The following is a 545-nucleotide window of genomic DNA, read 5'->3' as shown; positions in this document are numbered from 1 at the left end:
CGCCGGCCCCCACCCGTCGGGCAGCAGCACGAGCACCGCCGTCCACCCGGCCGCCGCCACCGCCAGCACTCCCCCGCCGGTGAACGCGGCGCGGGCGGCCCGCCGGTCACCGCCGACGCGGTGGAGAAGCGGCGGGCCGAACCCGGTGGCCGCGTTGAACAGCACGTTCATGGGGCCGTAGAGCGTGGCGGCGCCGCGCAGCGCGCCCACCGCGAGCGGATTCGCCACCAGGCCCAGACCGATGACCGCGAGCTGCGTGCCGGCGTTCCCGACGCCGAACTCCACGGCGAACCTGCGCCCGAGGTGCCCCGGGCGCAGATAGCGGGCCGGCTCCTGGCCCGCGCCCCTGGTGTGCCGGCGCAGCAGCCACAGCGCCGCGGCGAGCGCGGGCAGCGTGGCCAGCCCCCACACCAGCAGCAGCCGGTGCGCGCTCGCGCCGTGCGGCTGTACGGCCAGCGCGGGCACCGCCATCACCAGGCGGAGCAGGTCGGCGCCGAGGGCGTGGTGGGGGCGGTGCAGGGCGGAGAAGGCGTAGCGGGTGGTCT

The 545-nt window shown here is 78.3% G+C and carries 1 pseudogene; it reads right to left on the bottom strand.

The annotated features are described in order from the left end of the window. Positions 1 to 545 (bottom strand): annotated as a pseudogene (locus tag AB8Z75_RS35225) (hypothetical protein); the annotation flags it as partial.

It is taken from the genome of Streptomyces sp. PU-14G, from assembly GCF_041028275.1.
GTDB lineage: Bacteria > Actinomycetota > Actinomycetes > Streptomycetales > Streptomycetaceae > Streptomyces.
This window is presented reverse-complemented; position numbering and strand designations above follow the sequence as displayed.